Annotated in this window: 10 protein-coding genes; 6 read left to right on the top strand and 4 right to left on the bottom strand. The window is 61.5% G+C overall.

Going from position 1 to position 16,403, the window contains the following annotated elements:
* Positions 1–66: 66 nt before the first annotated feature.
* Complete coding sequence (gene lptF, locus KB892_RS22770) at positions 67–1,164, top strand: LPS export ABC transporter permease LptF (RefSeq protein ID WP_002886955.1); 1,098 nt, start codon at positions 67–69, stop codon at positions 1,162–1,164.
* Positions 1,164–2,246, top strand: a complete 1,083-nt coding sequence (gene lptG, locus KB892_RS22765) for an LPS export ABC transporter permease LptG (RefSeq protein WP_002886956.1) — start codon at positions 1,164–1,166, stop codon at positions 2,244–2,246. The genes lptF and lptG overlap by 1 nt, the downstream gene beginning before the upstream one ends.
* A gap of 48 nt (positions 2,247–2,294) precedes the next feature.
* Here the strand turns inward: lptG and KB892_RS22760 are convergent, their stop codons facing one another.
* Both KB892_RS22760 and KB892_RS22755 read right to left on the bottom strand, forming a co-directional pair.
* Entirely contained in the window at positions 2,295–3,797 is a 1,503-nt protein-coding gene (locus KB892_RS22760) for a helicase HerA-like C-terminal domain-containing protein (RefSeq protein WP_002886957.1), read from the bottom strand.
* 98 nt (positions 3,798–3,895) lie between these two features.
* Positions 3,896–4,717: a TIM barrel protein gene (locus KB892_RS22755; RefSeq protein WP_002886958.1), complete on the bottom strand. Its 822-nt coding sequence runs from the start codon at positions 4,715–4,717 to the stop codon at positions 3,896–3,898.
* 350 nt (positions 4,718–5,067) lie between these two features.
* Between KB892_RS22755 and KB892_RS22750 the strand changes: the two genes are divergently transcribed.
* Positions 5,068–6,573: a CoA-acylating methylmalonate-semialdehyde dehydrogenase gene (locus KB892_RS22750; RefSeq protein WP_004146794.1), complete on the top strand. Its 1,506-nt coding sequence runs from the start codon at positions 5,068–5,070 to the stop codon at positions 6,571–6,573.
* A gap of 18 nt (positions 6,574–6,591) precedes the next feature.
* Complete coding sequence (iolB, locus tag KB892_RS22745) at positions 6,592–7,401, top strand: 5-deoxy-glucuronate isomerase (protein ID WP_002886959.1); 810 nt, start codon at positions 6,592–6,594, stop codon at positions 7,399–7,401.
* Positions 7,402–9,964: 2,563 nt separating this feature from the next.
* Here the strand turns inward: iolB and KB892_RS22740 are convergent.
* Positions 9,965–10,822 carry a MurR/RpiR family transcriptional regulator gene (locus KB892_RS22740; protein WP_004152190.1) on the bottom strand — a complete coding sequence of 286 codons (858 nt, stop codon included), beginning with the start codon at positions 10,820–10,822 and terminating at the stop codon, positions 9,965–9,967.
* Between the two features lie 151 nt (positions 10,823–10,973).
* Positions 10,974–12,887, bottom strand: coding sequence for a bifunctional 5-dehydro-2-deoxygluconokinase/5-dehydro-2-deoxyphosphogluconate aldolase (locus KB892_RS22735; RefSeq protein WP_004146797.1), 1,914 nt, complete (start codon positions 12,885–12,887; stop codon positions 10,974–10,976).
* Between the two features lie 505 nt (positions 12,888–13,392).
* On the opposite strand from KB892_RS22735, the gene iolD reads away from it, so the two are divergent.
* Positions 13,393–15,333, top strand: a complete 1,941-nt coding sequence (iolD, locus tag KB892_RS22730) for a 3D-(3,5/4)-trihydroxycyclohexane-1,2-dione acylhydrolase (decyclizing) (RefSeq protein WP_004152191.1) — start codon at positions 13,393–13,395, stop codon at positions 15,331–15,333.
* A gap of 46 nt (positions 15,334–15,379) precedes the next feature.
* Positions 15,380–16,393: a bifunctional inositol 2-dehydrogenase/D-chiro-inositol 1-dehydrogenase gene (locus tag KB892_RS22725; RefSeq protein WP_004152192.1), complete on the top strand. Its 1,014-nt coding sequence runs from the start codon at positions 15,380–15,382 to the stop codon at positions 16,391–16,393.
* Positions 16,394–16,403 lie beyond the last annotated feature (10 nt).

Below are 16,403 nucleotides of genomic sequence, written 5' to 3'. Positions count from 1 at the left end.
TGACGTTTAAGCCATGAAACAAGCAATTTTCCTGCACTAAAACGGGTTTTTACGGGCGTATTTATAGTGATAATCATAAGATATCTGGTTCGTGAGACGCTGAAAAGCCAGTTGGCGATCCTATTCATCCTGTTACTGATTTTCTTTTGTCAGAAATTAGTCAGGATCCTCGGCGCCGCGGTGGATGGCGATATCCCAACCAATCTGGTGCTCTCGCTGTTGGGGCTCGGCATCCCGGAGATGGCGCAGCTTATCCTGCCGTTAAGTCTGTTCCTTGGCCTGCTGATGACCCTCGGCAAGCTGTACACCGAAAGTGAAATTACGGTGATGCACGCCTGCGGCCTGAGCAAAGCCGTGCTGATCAAGGCGGCGATGATCCTTGCGCTGTTCACTGGCGCGGTGGCGGCGGTCAACGTTATGTGGGCGGGGCCGTGGTCGTCGCGCCATCAGGACGAGGTGCTGGCCGAAGCTAAAGCTAACCCCGGTATGGCGGCGCTGGCCCAGGGCCAGTTCCAGCAGGCCAGCGATGGTAACGCGGTGATGTTTATCGAAAGCGTCAACGGCAACCGCTTCCATGACGTCTTCCTTGCCCAGCTGCGTCCGAAAGGCAATGCGCGCCCCTCGGTGGTAGTGGCGGATTCCGGCGAGCTGTCGCAGCAGAAAGACGGCTCGCAGGTGGTGACCCTCAACAAGGGCACCCGCTTTGAAGGCACCGCGATGCTGCGCGACTTCCGCATTACCGACTTCAATAACTATCAGGCTATTATCGGCCACCAGGCGGTGAGCGCCGATCCGGACGACACCGAACAGATGGATATGCGCACCTTGTGGAAAACCCACACCGACCGCGCGCGCGCCGAACTGCACTGGCGCTTCACGCTGGTGGCGACCGTCTTCATTATGGCGCTGATGGTGGTGCCGCTCAGCGTGGTGAACCCGCGTCAGGGCCGCGTGCTGTCGATGCTGCCGGCGATGCTGCTTTACCTGGTGTTCTTCCTGCTGCAAACGTCGATTAAGTCGAACGGCGGCAAAGGCAAAATGGACCCGGCTATCTGGATGTGGGCGATTAACCTGCTCTATTTTGCGCTGGCGGTGCTGTTAAACCTGTGGGACACGGTGCCGATGCGCCGCTTCCGCGCCCGTTTTAATAAAGGAGCGGCCTGATGCAGGCGTTTGGCGTACTTGACCGTTATATCGGTAAGACGATTTTCAACACCATCATGATGACCCTGTTCATGCTGGTGTCGCTCTCCGGCATTATCAAGTTTGTCGATCAGCTGAAAAAGTCCGGGCAGGGCAGCTACGATGCGCTGGGCGCTGGTCTCTACACCATCCTCAGCGTGCCGAAGGACATCCAGATCTTCTTCCCAATGGCGGCGCTGCTTGGCGCGCTGCTGGGGCTGGGGATGCTGGCCCAGCGCAGCGAACTGGTGGTGATGCAGGCATCCGGTTTCACCCGGCTGCAGGTAGCGCTGGCGGTAATGAAAACCGCGATCCCGCTGGTGCTGCTGACCATGGCCATCGGCGAGTGGGTGGCGCCGCAGGGCGAACAGATGGCGCGCAACTACCGTGCCCAGCAGATGTACGGCGGCTCGCTGCTCTCAACCCAGCAGGGGCTGTGGGCGAAAGATGGCCACAACTTTGTCTATATCGAACGCGTAAAAGGCAACGATGAGCTGGGGGGCGTCAGCATCTATGCCTTCAACCCGGAGCGTCGTTTACAGTCGGTGCGCTATGCCGCTTCGGCAAAATTCGATAGCGAAAATAAAGTGTGGCGTCTGTCGCAGGTGGATGAATCCGACCTGACCGATCCAAAGCAGGTGACCGGGTCGCAGATGGTGAGCGGCACCTGGAAAACCAACCTGACGCCGGACAAACTGGGCGTGGTTGCCCTGGATCCGGATGCGCTGTCGATCAGCGGGCTGCACAACTATGTGAAATACCTCAAGTCCAGCGGCCAGGATCCGGGACGCTACCAGCTCAATATGTGGAGCAAAATCTTCCAGCCGCTGTCGGTGGCGGTGATGATGCTGATGGCGCTGTCGTTTATCTTTGGCCCGCTGCGTAGCGTGCCGATGGGCGTGCGGGTGGTGACGGGGATTAGCTTCGGCTTTATCTTCTATGTCCTCGACCAGATTTTCGGCCCGCTGACCCTGGTCTACGGCATACCGCCGATCATCGGCGCGCTGTTGCCGAGCGCCAGCTTCTTCCTGATAAGCCTCTGGCTGATGATGCGCAAGGCCTAGCGGGTAAGCCTGAAACGTAAGCCCCCTCAGCGATGAGGGGGCTTTTTTTTAGCGCTTGCGTCCGCCCAGCAGGCTGCCCAGCATGCCGCGGACGATCTGATTGGTGACCTGGCGAACCGCGCTTTTCGCTGCGGTCTGCACGATACCGTCGCGTTTACCGCCCCGCGGGCCGGTGCTGCCGAACAGGATATCTTTCAGGCCGCCAAGCAGCCCGTCGTCATCGCCGTTCTGCTGGCCCTTCGCCGGCGGAGCCGACTGCTGCCCGGTGGCGACCTGCACCCCTTGCTGCAGCATTTCGAAAGCCGACTCGCGGTCCACCTCCTCCTCATACTTACCGTACAGCGGAGAGTGGTTCAGCAGACCATTGCGCTCGTCATCGCTGACCGGCCCCATTCGCGAACAGGGGGCGATAACCATCGCCCGCTCGACCACCGACGGGCTGCCTTTCTCATCGAGGAAGGAGATCAGCGCCTCGCCGGTGCCCAGCTCCTGGATCGCCTGCTCGGTACTGAAGGCCGGGTTGGCGCGCATGGTCTGGGCGGCGGTTTTCACCGCCTTCTGGTCCTTCGGCGTAAAGGCGCGCAGGGCATGCTGCACGCGGTTGCCCAGCTGGCCGAGCACGGCGTCGGGAATATCCGCCGGGTTCTGCGAGACAAAGTAGACGCCGACGCCCTTGGAGCGGATAAGGCGGATCACCTGTTCAATTTTATCCAGCAGCACCTGCGGCGCGTCGTTGAACAGCAGATGCGCCTCATCGAAGAAGAACACCAGCTTCGGTTTATCGAGGTCGCCGGCTTCCGGCAGGCGCTCGTAGAGCTCGGAGAGCATCCACAGCAGGCTGGCGGCGTACAGCTTCGGCATCTGGTAGAGCTTTTCGGCGCTAAGGATATTGATCACCCCTTTACCGCTGGCATCGACGCGCATCCAGTCGGCAATATCCAGCATCGGCTCGCCGAAGAAGTGCTCGGCGCCCTGTTGCTCCAGGGTCAACAGCCCGCGCTGGATGGCGCCGATCGAGGCGCTGTTAATATTGCCGTACTGGTTCTGGAAAGACTTGGCGTTATCGCCGATAAACTGGGTGATGGCGCGGAGGTCTTTGAAGTCGAGCAGCAGCAGGCCGCGGTCGTCCGCGATGCGGAAAATAATGTTCAGTACGCCGCTCTGCACCTCGTTGAGATTGAGCAGGCGCGCCAGCAGCAGGGGGCCGAGATCGGAAACCGTCGCCCGCACCGGGTGGCCCTTCTCGCCAAAGATATCCCAGAGCACCACCGGGTTGGCATGCGGCTCCCAGTCGCTGACGCCGATCTTCTCCAGCCGCGCCTGCAGTTTCTCTGAGCTCTGCCCCGCGGCGGCAATGCCGGTCAGGTCGCCCTTGACGTCGGCCATAAATACCGGCACGCCAATCTCCGAGAACGACTCAGCCAGCTTCTGCAGGGTGACGGTTTTACCGGTGCCGGTCGCACCGGTGATAAGCCCATGGCGGTTGGCCATCGCGGGCAGTAAATAGAGCGCGTTATCCAGCGTGCGCGCAATCAACAGGGGTGAGCTCATGGTCGATTCCTCCATTTATCCTGCGACGATTATAGGCAACCTCGTCGTCCGGCGTTGGGAAAATCGTCACGCGCCGCGCACGCTGTACCGTGAGGGTCTCAGGCGCAGTGGCGCTGGATGAGCGCGATGCTCTGCTCAATTTCGCGCTCGATATCCGCTTCGCTCCATTGCGCCAGCTCGGGGGCGAAGGGCTCAAAAGCGTACACCCCCTGATAGCCGCGGGCTTCCAGCGCTTTAACCTGCTCGCAGGTGCCGAGACGATCCTTCGGGGTTAGCATGATGCGCTCGGCATCGGTGAGCTGCTCGCGCGGACGGCTATCGTCCACTCCTGAAAGGTGCACCAGCCCGATATCCGCCACCTCCACCTGGCTGAACTCGTCCGCCGCCTGCGGGTAAAGATGGTGATGGAAGGTGTCGAGCAGCAGCTTAAACGGCACGCGGGCGTCGTGGATCAGCGTCTGCGCCTGATGTGCAGAACGCAGCGAGCTTTGCGGGAAGCCCAGCGGCTCCACCAGGCCGTGGATGCCATAGAAGGCGAACAGCGGCGCCAGGTCGCGCAGGGCGCCCAGGGTTTCGCTGGCCGGCACCTCGCTGCCGTCGTTGAGCGGACAGAGCACCAGCGATTTGGCGCCGATGGCCTGGGCCTCTTTCAGCAGCGATTCGGTCAACTGCCGCACCTCTTCGCTACGACGGTTAAAGGGGTAGACCGCGTTAATCGTCAGGATCTCGATGTGGTAGCGCGCCGCCAGCTCGCGCACCTGCTGATGGCTCAGATCGTCGGTCACTTTTCCACTGGGTAAATCGTTGCGCAGCTCGACCTTATTCAGGCCCAGACGGTTCACCAGACGGAAAAACGCTTCAATGCTGAGCGCTGGCGCGATTTTGCGGTTAATACAAAAACGTTGCATTGCGATGGCCATAGGACACTCCTGACGGAAGAGGGGTAGGTTCGTTCAATTGGCTAACAGTCAAAACGTTTATTCCAAAATTAGCAAGAATGGAAATGATGAATGTTTGAGCTGTCTCGCAAAATATCACCGGCACCGACTACCGGCGCGACAGCGGCGGGAAGCCTGGCGTCGAGGGCAACGAGGCGCGATGCGGGAAGCGCACAGGCGACCGGTTAGCGCAAAATGCGACTGTTATCACCAAAATGAAATTTCATTTCACAACAATGTTGAAATATAAATTTCATTTTACTACGGTTATAGCACAGCAGAATCAGCGACGGGCCGGTGTGCGCTGGCCCCCTTCACTATGAGGCGAGAACATGACGATCACAGGAAACTTTATTGGCGGGAAAACCGTTATCAGCAGCAGCAACGAAACGATGCCGGTGTATGACCCGGCGACGGGCAAAGCGGTGCGCGAAGTCACGGTGTCAACCGCGCAGGAAGTCTCCGAGGCGATTCAGGTTGCTCGCGATGCGTTTGACAGCTGGTCCCGTACCACGCCGCTGCGCCGCGCCCGCGTGCTGTTCAACTTCAAAATGTTGCTGGAGCAGCACGTGGAAGAGCTGGCGGGGATCATCGTCAGCGAGCACGGTAAGGTGTGGTCGGATGCGCTGGGCGAGCTGACCCGCGGTATGGAAGTGGTCGAATTCGCCTGCGGGATCCCGCACCTGATTAAAGGCGAATACTCCTCTGACGTCGGCACCGGCGTCGACAGCTACTCGTTGATGCAGCCCCTGGGCGTGGTGGCAGGGATCACCCCGTTCAACTTCCCGGCGATGGTGCCGATGTGGATGTTCCCGCTGGCGCTGGCCTGCGGCAACAGTTTCGTCCTCAAGCCGCCCGCGCTGGCGCCGACGGCCGCTGTGCGTCTGGCAGAGCTGTTGAAAGAGGCTGGTCTGCCGGACGGCGTGTTTAACGTCGTGCACTGCAGCAATGAAGATGCTGAGCAGCTGTACACTGATCCGCGTATTGCGGCGGTGAGCTTCGTCGGCTCCTCCGGCGTGGCGGAGTATATCTATAAGACCGCCAGCGCCCACGGCAAGCGAGTGCAGGCCTTCGGCGCCGCCAAAAACCACGCGATTGTGATGCCGGATGCCGATCTCGACGCTACCGTTAACGCCATTATGGGCGGCGCTTTTGGCTCCGCAGGCGAGCGCTGCATGGCGCTGCCGGTGGTGGTGGCGGTGGGAGATGAAACCGCCGACAAACTGATCGCCCGCCTGAAGCCGCTGGTGGAAGCGCTGAAAGTAGGCCCGGGCTGCATGCGCGGCCAGGAAGAGAACGAGATGGGACCGGTGGTGTCTGATACCCACCAGAAAAAAGTGCTCGGCTATATTGATAAAGGCGAAAGCGAAGGGGCAAAACTGGTGGTCGATGGCCGCAAACTGCGCGTGCCGGGTTACGACGCGGGCTACTATGTCGGCGGCACCCTTTTCGATCACGTCACCCCGGAGATGACCATCTGGCGCGAAGAGATCTTTGGCCCGGTGCTGGGGATTGTGCGCGCGGCGGACTATGACAGCGCCCTTGAGCTGGTCAACAGCCACGAGTTTGGCAACGGCAGCGCCGTTTTCACCAGCAACGGCCACACCGCGCGTGAATTCGTCCACGACGTGCAGGCGGGGATGGTCGGGGTGAACGTGCCGGTCCCGGTGCCGATGGCGTTCCACAGCTTCGGCGGCTGGAAGCGCTCGGTGTTTGGCGCGTTGAACGTCCATGGGCCGGACGGCGTGCGCTTCTACACGCGTATGAAGACCGCCACCGTACGCTGGCCGGCAGGGCAGCAGACCGTATCTGAATTCAGCATGCCGACGTTAGGTTAATCGGCGAAGGAGAGCGCCATGTCGTTACTGGCTAAATCGCGAAAAGAGGGACAGATCCAGCATATTACGCCGCAAAGCGCCGGTTGGCGCTATATCGGCTTTGATGTCTGGATGTTGAAAAAAGGGCAGACCGTGACGCTGGAGAGCGGCGATCGCGAGCTGTGCCTGGTGCTGGTCGCCGGGCTGGCGTCGGTGAAAACGCAACATGCCGATTTCCCGAATCTCGGTAAACGGATGTCGCCGTTTGAACGCACCCCGCCGTGGTCGGTCTACATCCCGCCGCAGGATAAAGTCGAGGTGACTGCCGATTCCGATCTGGAGCTGGCGGTATGCAGCGCGCCGGGCAAAGGCAGCTTCCCGGCACGCCTCATTCGGCCGGAAGACGTCGGGGTAGAGCACCGTGGGAAAGGGCGCAACCAGCGTCGGGTGCATAATATTCTGCCGGACAGCGCCGAGGCGGACTGCCTGCTGGTGGTGGAAGTCTACACCGACGAGGGGGCCACCAGTTCGTGGCCGTCGCATAAACATGATACCGCCCAGCCGGGCAAAGAGACGCAGCTGGAAGAAACCTACTATCACCGCTTCGATCCGCCGCAGGGCTTTGCCTTCCAGCGGGTCTACACCGACGACCGCAGCCTGGACGCCTGTATGGCGCCCTACAACCACGATGTGGTGATGGTGCCGCGCGGTTACCATCCGGTGGCAGCGATTGCCGGTTACGATAGCTACTATCTGAACGTGATGGCCGGGCCGGACCGGAAATGGCTGTTCACCTGGGAAGATGACCACGCCTGGATCAACACGCCGGAGTACCCGCGCCACGACTGACGTGCGGTGCAGAAGCGGATAAAGAAGGCCGGTTAGCGATGCTAACCGGCCTTCCTGTTTGAGGGCGGCAGATGTTTTTTCGCGAAACGCTCCGCGGAATCCCACTCCCGACCCGGCAAGCGCAGCGCCGCCGGGAAGGAACCTCCGGCGCCATACCCGCCTTTGTGCCGGATGGCGCTACGCTTATCCGGCCTACGGGAGCCTCCCATAAGCTCCTATACCCCAGGCCCGGCAAGCGCAGCGCCGCCGGGCAGGACACCGCAGACACCGTACCCGTTTTTGTGCCGGATGGCGCTACGCTTATCCGGCCTACGGCATCCTCCCGTAAGCTCCTATACCGTAGGCCCGGCAAGCGCAGCGCCGCCGGGCGATGACCGCAGGCACGGTGCTGCTTTTATGCCGGGCGGCGGCTCATGCCTTGCCCGGCATACGGTTCATGCGACCTGCCGTTAATTTATTCACCATTGTTGCTGAAACTGCCGGTGCTGACGGCCTCAAAATCGCTGAGACGTTCCCGGAAGGCCGGGGCAGCCCGCATGGATGCGGGCTGAGGGCCGTGTTTTGCACGGACGCTGCCTCGGCCCGACCCGAAGCCTGCAGGGATAAGTCGAAGGGACCGCGTAGCGGCGATTTTGCTGGCCGGAGCCCGGGGGTACAGGGGGCGGCGGCGACTGGCCGCCCCCTGTGCGCTCCCTGCGCCATGCCAGGCATAACGCAGACGATTAACCGGGAGCGCAATGTGCGCTGAAATCACATGCGACAAACGCTTTACCCGGATTAATAGAGTTGCATACCAATAACATTATATCCGGCACCCCGCAGGCCCATATACCCCAGGCCCGGCAAGCGCAGCGCCGCCGGGCAGGACACCTCCGGCGCCATACCTGCCTTTGTGCCGGATGGCGGCTTCGCCTTATCCGGCCTACGGGAGCCTCCCGTAAGCTCCTATACCGTAGGCCCGGCAAGCGCAGCGCCGCCGGGCGATGACCACAGGCACGGTGCTGCTTTTATGCCGGGCGGCGGCTCACGCCTTGCCCGGCATACGGTTCGTGCGACCTGCCGTTAATTTATTCACCATTGTTGCTGAAACTGCCGGTGCTGACGGCCTCAAAATCGCTGAGACGTTCCCGGAAGGCCGGGGCAGCCCGCATGGATGCGGGCTGAGGGCCGTGTTTTGCACGGACGCTGCCTCGGCCCGACCCGAAGCCTGCAGGGATAAGTCGAAGGGACCGCGTAGCGGCGATTTTGCTGGCCGGAGCCCGGGGGTACAGGGGGCGGCGGCGACTGGCCGCCCCCTGTGCGCTCCCTGCGCCATGCCAGGCATAACGTAGACGATTAACCGGGAGCGCAATGTGCGCTGAAATCACATGCGACAAACGCTTTTCCCGGATTAATAGAGTTGCATACCAATAACATTATCTCCGGCACCCCGCAGGCCCATATACCCCAGGCCCGGCAAGCGCAGCGCCGCCGGGGAGGACATCCCCGGGGCCATACCCACCTTTGTGCCGGATGGCGCTACGCTTATCCGGCCTACGGGATCCTCCCGTAAGGTCCTATACCCCAGGCCCGGCAAGCGCAGCGCCGCCGGGCAGGGCACCTCCGGCGCCATACCCGCCTTTGTGCCGGATGGCGGCTTCGCCTTATCCGGCCTACGGGAGGATCCCGTAAGCCCCTATACCGTCGGCCCGGCAAGCGCAGCGCCGCCGGGCAGGACACCGCAGACACCGTACCCGTTTTTGTGCCGGATGGCGCTACGCTTATCCGGCCTACGGGATCCTCCCGTAAGCTCCTATACCGTAGGCCCGGCAAGCGCAGCGCCGCCGGGCGATGACCACAGGCACGGCGCTGCTTTTATGCCGGGCGGCGGCTCACGCCTTGCCCGGCATACGGTTCATGCGACCTGCCGTTAATTTATTCACCATTGTTGCTGAAACTGCCGGTGCTGACGGCCTCAAAATCGCTGAGACGTTCCCGGAAGGCCGGGGCAGCCCGCATGGATGCGGGCTGAGGGCCGTGTTTTGCACGGACGCTGCCTCGGCCCGACCCGAAGCCTGCAGGGATAAGTCGAAGGGACCGCGTAGCGGCGATTTTGCTGGCCGGAGCCCGGGGGTACAGGGGGCGGCGGCGACTGGCCGCCCCCTGTGCGCTCCCTGCGCCATGCCAGGCATAACGCAGAAGATTAACCGGGAGCGCAATGTGCGCTGAAATCACATGCGACAAACGCTTTACCCGGATTAATAGAGTTGCATACCAATAACATTATCTCCGGCACCCCGCAGGCACATATACCCCAGGCCCGGCAAGCGCAGCGCCGCCGGGGAGGGCACCACCGGTGCCATACTCGCCTTTGTGCCGGATGGCGGCTTCGCCTTATCCGGCCTACGGGATCCTCCCGTAAGTCCCTATACACCAGGCCCGGCAAGCGCAGCGCCGCCGGGCAGGACACCTCCGGCGCCATACCTGCCTTTGTGCCGGATGGCGGCTTCGCCTTATCCGGCCTACGGCATCCTTCCGTAAGCCTATACTGCGCCGCCGAGTAACAAACGCCAGGCAGCCTATCTCACGCCTTCTGCTTGGCCTCGGACTCCTGGCTGCTGTTCAGCGCCAGCGAGACCGCCAGCGTCTGGGCCAGACACAGGGAAGCAACCTGCGAACGGAAGCCATCCACCTGCGCTTCACGCACCACAAAGCAGACATCGCTGAAGGCCGCCAGCGGGCTGACCTGGCTGTCGGTAATGGCGATCTGCCGCGCTTTGCGCTGCGCGCCCAGCTCCACCAGCTCGACCACTTCCCGCGCGTACGGCGAGAAGCTCACCGCCACTACCACGTCTTTCGGACCGACCAGGCTCAGCTGCTCGGTGAACATGCCGCCGAGGCCGTCGATCAGAAAGGCTTTGCGATCGAGGTGACGCAGCGCATAGGTCAGATAGGAGGCGACGCTAAACGACCGGCGCAGACCAATGACGTAAATATTTTCCGCCTCGCCCAGCAGGGCCACTGCGCGCTCCAGATCATCGCTGGAGGTCTGCATCGCCAGCTGCTGCAACGCCTGGTTGTTCACCATCGTGAACATATTGAGGATTTCCGTCGGCGTTTCCGGCGGGCTGGACTCATCGCTGGTGGTCTGGCGGAACAGACGGGCGCGCTCGGTATAGTTGGCGGTCTCTTCCATCAAATGTTGCTTGAACATCTGTTTCATTTCGTTAAAGCCGCTGAAGCCGAAGGCGTTGGCAAAACGAATCAACGTGGAAGGGGGAACATCCGCCTGTTGCGCAATGGAGGCCACGGTATCGAAAGCCACGCTATTGCTGTTATCAAGGATATAGCGGGCGACCTGTTTCAGGCGTTTGCTTAACGTATCGTAGCGACGCCTGATTTCATCCTGCAGGATGGTCAGCTGTGTTGGGTTATTGGCCATAGAGTGCGCTCTGAGAAAATGGAAGGAATATGGCTTCCAGTGTACCAAATGAAGCGAATTTTTCATTTATTGCGACGAAATACGCGATTCATTTCACGAAGAAACAGAAAAACGCCCGCTCCGCAAGGTGACGGAGACGGGCGTCGGGGGATCAGCGGCGGGCTTCGCGCCAGTAGCCAATGAGCGTCAGGTAGTTGCGTTTCACTTCCTCTATCAGGGCCTCATCGCTGAGCTCACCCTGCATCCAGCGCCGCGACGGCTGGCCAAAGATGGTGCGCCCGACGGCGAAACCTTTGATCATCGGGTGTGCGGCCGCCTCGGCGAAACCGGCGCGCAGTTTGTCGGAAGGGGCGTCAAGCCCGAGGATCAGGATCCCGCGGCTCCACGGATCTTCGCGCTCGATAAGGGCGGTGATCTGCTGCCAGCTGGCGCTGGAGAGCGGCGGCAGCTTCCACCAGTCCGGTTTGATCCCCAGCTGATAAAAGTGTTCCAGCATAGTGTGGTAATGGCGCTCGTCTTTGTCCGGGCCATTTTCCGGCAGGATCACCTCCAGCAGCAGTTCATGGCCTGACTTGTTACAGGCCTGCCAGACCTCGAGCAGCAGGGCGTCCTGCTCTGCACGCAGCGCCGCCGGGTCGTCCGGGTGATAGAAGACCAGGCATTTGACGACATGCTCCAGCGGCCAGTCGATCAGCTGCGAGCCGATGTTGCCATGCTCCAGACGCAGCGGTCGCGAGCTGGGCAGTTCGATAGGGCGCCCGATCCACCAGCCCTTGCCGGTAATGGCGTTGAGCGCACGCTGGCCGTAGGTGCCGTCGGCCAGAATGCCGCTGCGCTGATCGAGACCTGCCTCCTGCGCCGCCGCTTCGGCCGCGGCCAACAACAGCAGTTTGAGCTGCGGAATGCAGGCTTCGTCGCGCCCGGTCTCCCGCGCCAGGTCGGCCAGCTGTTTGCGATGGTCGAAGGCGAAAATGCACAGCTCCGGCCACTGTTGACGGCGGCTGGTGACCCGGTGCAGGTGGTTGAGGCGCTCGTCGACGTCCGGGCGCGGCACCGATTCGGCGCGCTGCAGGTAGTCATCAAGTTCGACTTTGGTCGGCATCGCCGGCGCGCAGCCGTGGCGGGAGACCACCAGCGCCCCGCAGGCGTTGGCGTAACGGCAAGCCTGCTCCCAGCCTTCGTCGTTGAGCCAGCCGCGCAGCAGACCCGACATAAAGGCATCCCCGGCGCCCAGCACGTTGAGAACCTCCACGCGCACGCCCTGCTGTAGCGGCACCTGGTCCCAGCTGTCCGGGATGTCGCCTTCCAGCACCACGCAGCCCATCGGCCCGCGCTTGCAGACGAGAGTGGCTTTGGTGGCATTGCGCACATTTTTCAGCGCGGTCAGGGTATCGGTGCTGCCCCCGGCAATATGAAACTCTTCTTCGGTTCCCACCACCAAATCGAACAGATGCAGCACTTCCTGCAGCTGGCTGGTGACCGGTCCGGACTCAATGAAACGGGTTTCGCCATCGCCGAGCGAGGTGAGCCCCCACAGCACCGGACGGTAATCGATATCCAGAGCGGTACGCAGGCCGTGACGGCGGGCGTACTCCAGCGCCTTCAGCACCGCGGCGCGGGTGTTGGCGTGCGACAGGTGGGTGCCAGTCACCGCCAGCGCCCGGGAGGAGGCAATATACTCCTCGCTAATGTCGTCAGGCGTTAAGGCCATATCGGCGCAGTTATCGCGGTAGAAAATCAGGGGGAAGGTCTCCTGATCCTTAATCCCCAGCATCACCAGCGCGGTCAGGCGAGATTTGTCGGTAATCAGATACTCGGTATCCACCCCGGCGCGGTTGAGCGTTTCGCGCAGGAAACGGCCGTTGTGTTCATCGCCAACGCGCGCCAGCATGGCCGATTTCAGCCCCTGAATCGCGGTGCCAAAGGCCACGTTGCCGGAGGAGCCGCCCAGATATTTCGCGAAACTGGCAACGTCTTCTAGCCGCGAACCAATCTGCTGGGCATAGAGGTCGACGGCCACCCGACCTATACAGATGACGTCGAGCCGCTTTACTGCTGCATTCATAGCTAGGATTTCCTTTTTGGTGTCTGCTGCCTGGAAGGGTCGGGATCCCGACGTCGACTCCGTGAACAGCCTGAGGGTTATTGGTTACCCTTAGTTTGAGAAATAAATATTTCATTTGCAAACTCGTTCGAAATTAAAAAACCAAAAGTGTGAGGGATCTACCACTCTGCCGCACTGAGCCTCGCGCGAGCGCGGATCGCCCCCTCTGTCGACCCGGGGGAAAATGAAACGCCAAATGGCATCCATTTACCTATGATTTTTAAGGGGATATTGCCGTCTGGTGCGGCAAAAAAGGGCCCGAAAACGTGTCTGGAATGTAAGTGAAACGTATGAAATGGGTAGAGAGTTTGATCCTTCTCGCAAAATGAAATATTTCTTCTGTATTTGTATTTAATGAAAAAAATGTTTGCCTATAATCCACAGGTATTCCAGTGACGTGAACGACGGCCCCGGCGGCATCGGCGCGACGCCACACACAAATACTGAACAATAAGGATTGTGCATCATGGGCAAACTGAGACTGACAACGGCGCAGGCGCTGGTGAAGTTCCTCGATAACCAGTACCTGGAAGTGGATGGCGTAGAGCTGAAGTTCGTGAAAGGCATTTTCGCGATTTTCGGCCATGGCAACGTCCTGGGGCTGGGGCAGGCGCTGGAGCAGGACAGCGGCGATATGCGCGTCTATCAGGGGCGCAACGAGCAGGGGATGGCCCACGCGGCCACCGGTTTTGCCCGCCAGGCCCTGCGCCGGCAGATTATCGCCTGCACCTCCTCCATCGGTCCAGGGGCGGCCAACATGATCACCGCCGCCGGCACCGCCAGCGCCAACCGCATTCCGCTGCTGCTGCTGCCGGGCGATGTCTTCGCCACCCGCCAGCCGGATCCGGTGCTCCAGCAGATTGAACAGAGCTACGATCTCAGCATCAGCACCAATGACGCCTTCCGCGCAGTCAGCAAATACTGGGACCGCATTACCCGCCCGGAACAGCTGATGAGCGCCTGCATCAACGCCATGCGCGTCCTGACCGACCCGGCGGAAACCGGCGCGGTGACGCTGTGCCTGCCGCAGGATGTGCAGGGCGAAGCCTGGGATTACCCGGAATCCTTCTTTGCGCGCCGCGTGCACCGTCTCGACCGGCGCCCGGCCAGCGCCGCGCAGCTGGCGGACGCCGTGGCGGCCATCAAAGCCAGCCGTAAACCGCTGATCGTCTGCGGCGGCGGGGTGAAATACTCCGGCGCGGGCGAAGCGCTGTCCCGTTTCGCCGAGCGCTACGGGGTGCCCTTCGCCGAAACCCAGGCCGGGAAGGGGACGGTGGTCTCGTCTCACCCCCTGAACGTCGGCGGCGTCGGCGAGACGGGCTGCCTGGCGGCGAACCTGCTGGCGAAAGAGGCCGACCTGGTGATCGGCGTCGGCACCCGCTTCAGCGATTTTACCACCGCCTCGAAATGGATTTTCCAGCACCCGGAGGTGCGTTTCCTGAATATTAACGTCAGCAACTTCGACGCCTGGAAGCTGGACGGCATTGCCATGCTGGCGGACGCCCGGGAAGCGATGACCGCTCTCGACGCGGCGCTGGCGGACAGCGGCTGGCAGGCCGGCTGGGGCGCGCAGATCGAGAGCGTGCAGAGCCGTCAGTTAAAAGAGACCCAGCGCGTCTACCAGGCGGTGTGGCAGGAGAAATCCTTTGTGCCGGAGATCGACGATCATCTCGATCGTGAATCGGTGTATCGCGAGTTCCGCCAGATCACCGACTCCACCCTGACCCAGAGCAGCGTCCTTGGGGTACTGAATGAAACGCTGCCGGCCGAGGCGGTGATCGTCGCGGCGGCGGGCAGCCTGCCAGGCGATCTGCAGCGCGTCTGGCGCAACCGCGCGGAAAACACCTACCACGTGGAGTACGGCTACTCCTGCATGGGATATGAAGTCAACGCCGCGCTGGGCGTGAAGCTGGCGCAGCCGCAGAGCGAAGTCTACTCCCTGGTCGGCGATGGCTCGTTCATGATGCTGCACTCTGAGCTGGTCACCTCCCTGCAGGAGCGGGCGAAGATCAACGTCGTGCTGTTCGACAACATGGCCAACGGCTGCATCAACAACCTGCAGATGGAGCACGGGATGGACAGCTTCGGCACCGAGTTCCGCTACCGTCAGCCGGAAACCGGCCAGCTGCAGGGCGGCCTGGTGCCGGTGGACTTCGCCACCATCGCCGCCGGCTACGGCTGCAAAACCTGGCGCGTCACAACCCTGGACGAACTGCGCCACGCGCTGGACGCCGCCCGTCGCGAAACGGTCAGCACTCTGATTGATATTAAAGTGCTGCCGAAGACCATGGTGCACAAATACGGCAGCTGGTGGAACGTTGGGGTCGCCCAGACGGCGCTCTCTGAACGGATCCGCAAGGTGGCGCAAATGATTAATGAAAAGCGCGCCCAGGCGCGTGATTACTAAGACGAACATCCACTCTGAATCCTACAGACTTACGGAGAAAACCATTATGTCGCTCAAATTAGGTGTCATCGGCGCTGGCGCTATCGGTAAAGAACACATCCGTCGCTGCACCCAGGTTCTGCAGGGCGCCACCGTTGTGGCGGTGTCTGATATCAATGCCGACAACGCCCGCGCGGCGGTCGCGCTGCCGGGCGTGCAGGCGGAAGTCTACGCCGACGGTCACGACGTGATTAACGCCAGCGATGTCGATGCCATCCTGGTCACCTCCTGGGACCCGACCCACGAAGAGTACACCCTGGCCGCCATCGCCGCCGGTAAGCCGGTATTCTGCGAAAAACCGCTGGCGATGTCTGCGGAAGGCTGCCGCCGCATCGTCGATGCCGAAATGAAGGCCGGCCGTCGTCTGGTGCAGGTTGGCTTTATGCGCCCGTACGACGAAGGCTATCTGGCGCTGAAAAAAGTGATCGACGATGGCGATATCGGCGCACCGCTGATGCTGCGCTGCGCCCACCGCAACCAGTCGGTCGGCGAGAACTACACCACCGATATGGCGATCACCAACACCCTGATCCACGAGCTGGACGTGCTGCGCTGGCTGCTGAACGATGACTACCGTTCCGTGCAGGTGCGCTTCCCGCGCTCCACCTCGCACACCCATGCGCGCCTGAAAGATCCGCAGATCGTCTCCTTTGAAACCAAAAAAGGCACTCTGATCGACGTCGAAGTGTTCGTGAACTGCCAGTACGGGTATGACATCCAGTGCGAAGTGGTCGGCGAAACCGGGATTGCCCGTCTGCCGGAGCCGTCTGCCGTCCAGATGCGCAAGTCCGCCAGCCTGTCGACCGCCATTCTCACCGACTGGAAAGACCGCTTTATCAAAGCCTACGACGTCGAGCTGCAGGCCTTTATCAACGACGTCAAAGCCGGCCAGCTGCACGGCCCGTCGGCCTGGGACGGCTACGCGGCGTCGGTGGCGGCGGACGCCTGCATTAAAGCGCAGGGAACCAGCGAGCCGGTTGAGGTGACGCTGCCTGAGTGCCCGGCATTCTACAAACGTTAAGCGCGTTTTG

The sequence above is a fragment of the Klebsiella sp. P1927 genome (assembly GCF_018204675.1).
In the GTDB taxonomy this organism is placed as follows: Bacteria; Pseudomonadota; Gammaproteobacteria; order Enterobacterales; family Enterobacteriaceae; genus Klebsiella; species Klebsiella pneumoniae.
The sequence above is the reverse complement of the archived record's forward strand: the minus strand, read 5'-3'. Positions and strand labels throughout refer to the sequence as shown.

Excerpts from the sequence above, each read along its gene's own strand:
- lptG (WP_002886956.1), top strand. The coding sequence starts at position 1,164 with ATGCAGGCGTTTGGCGTACTTGACCGTTATATCGGTAAGACGATTTTC.
- KB892_RS22760 (WP_002886957.1), bottom strand. The coding sequence starts at position 3,797 with ATGAGCTCACCCCTGTTGATTGCGCGCACGCTGGATAACGCGCTCTAT.
- KB892_RS22755 (WP_002886958.1), bottom strand. The coding sequence starts at position 4,717 with ATGGCCATCGCAATGCAACGTTTTTGTATTAACCGCAAAATCGCGCCA.
- KB892_RS22750 (WP_004146794.1), top strand. The coding sequence starts at position 5,068 with ATGACGATCACAGGAAACTTTATTGGCGGGAAAACCGTTATCAGCAGC.
- iolB (WP_002886959.1), top strand. The coding sequence starts at position 6,592 with ATGTCGTTACTGGCTAAATCGCGAAAAGAGGGACAGATCCAGCATATT.
- KB892_RS22740 (WP_004152190.1), bottom strand. The coding sequence starts at position 10,822 with ATGGCCAATAACCCAACACAGCTGACCATCCTGCAGGATGAAATCAGG.
- KB892_RS22735 (WP_004146797.1), bottom strand. The coding sequence starts at position 12,887 with ATGAATGCAGCAGTAAAGCGGCTCGACGTCATCTGTATAGGTCGGGTG.
- iolD (WP_004152191.1), top strand. The coding sequence starts at position 13,393 with ATGGGCAAACTGAGACTGACAACGGCGCAGGCGCTGGTGAAGTTCCTC.
- KB892_RS22725 (WP_004152192.1), top strand. The coding sequence starts at position 15,380 with ATGTCGCTCAAATTAGGTGTCATCGGCGCTGGCGCTATCGGTAAAGAA.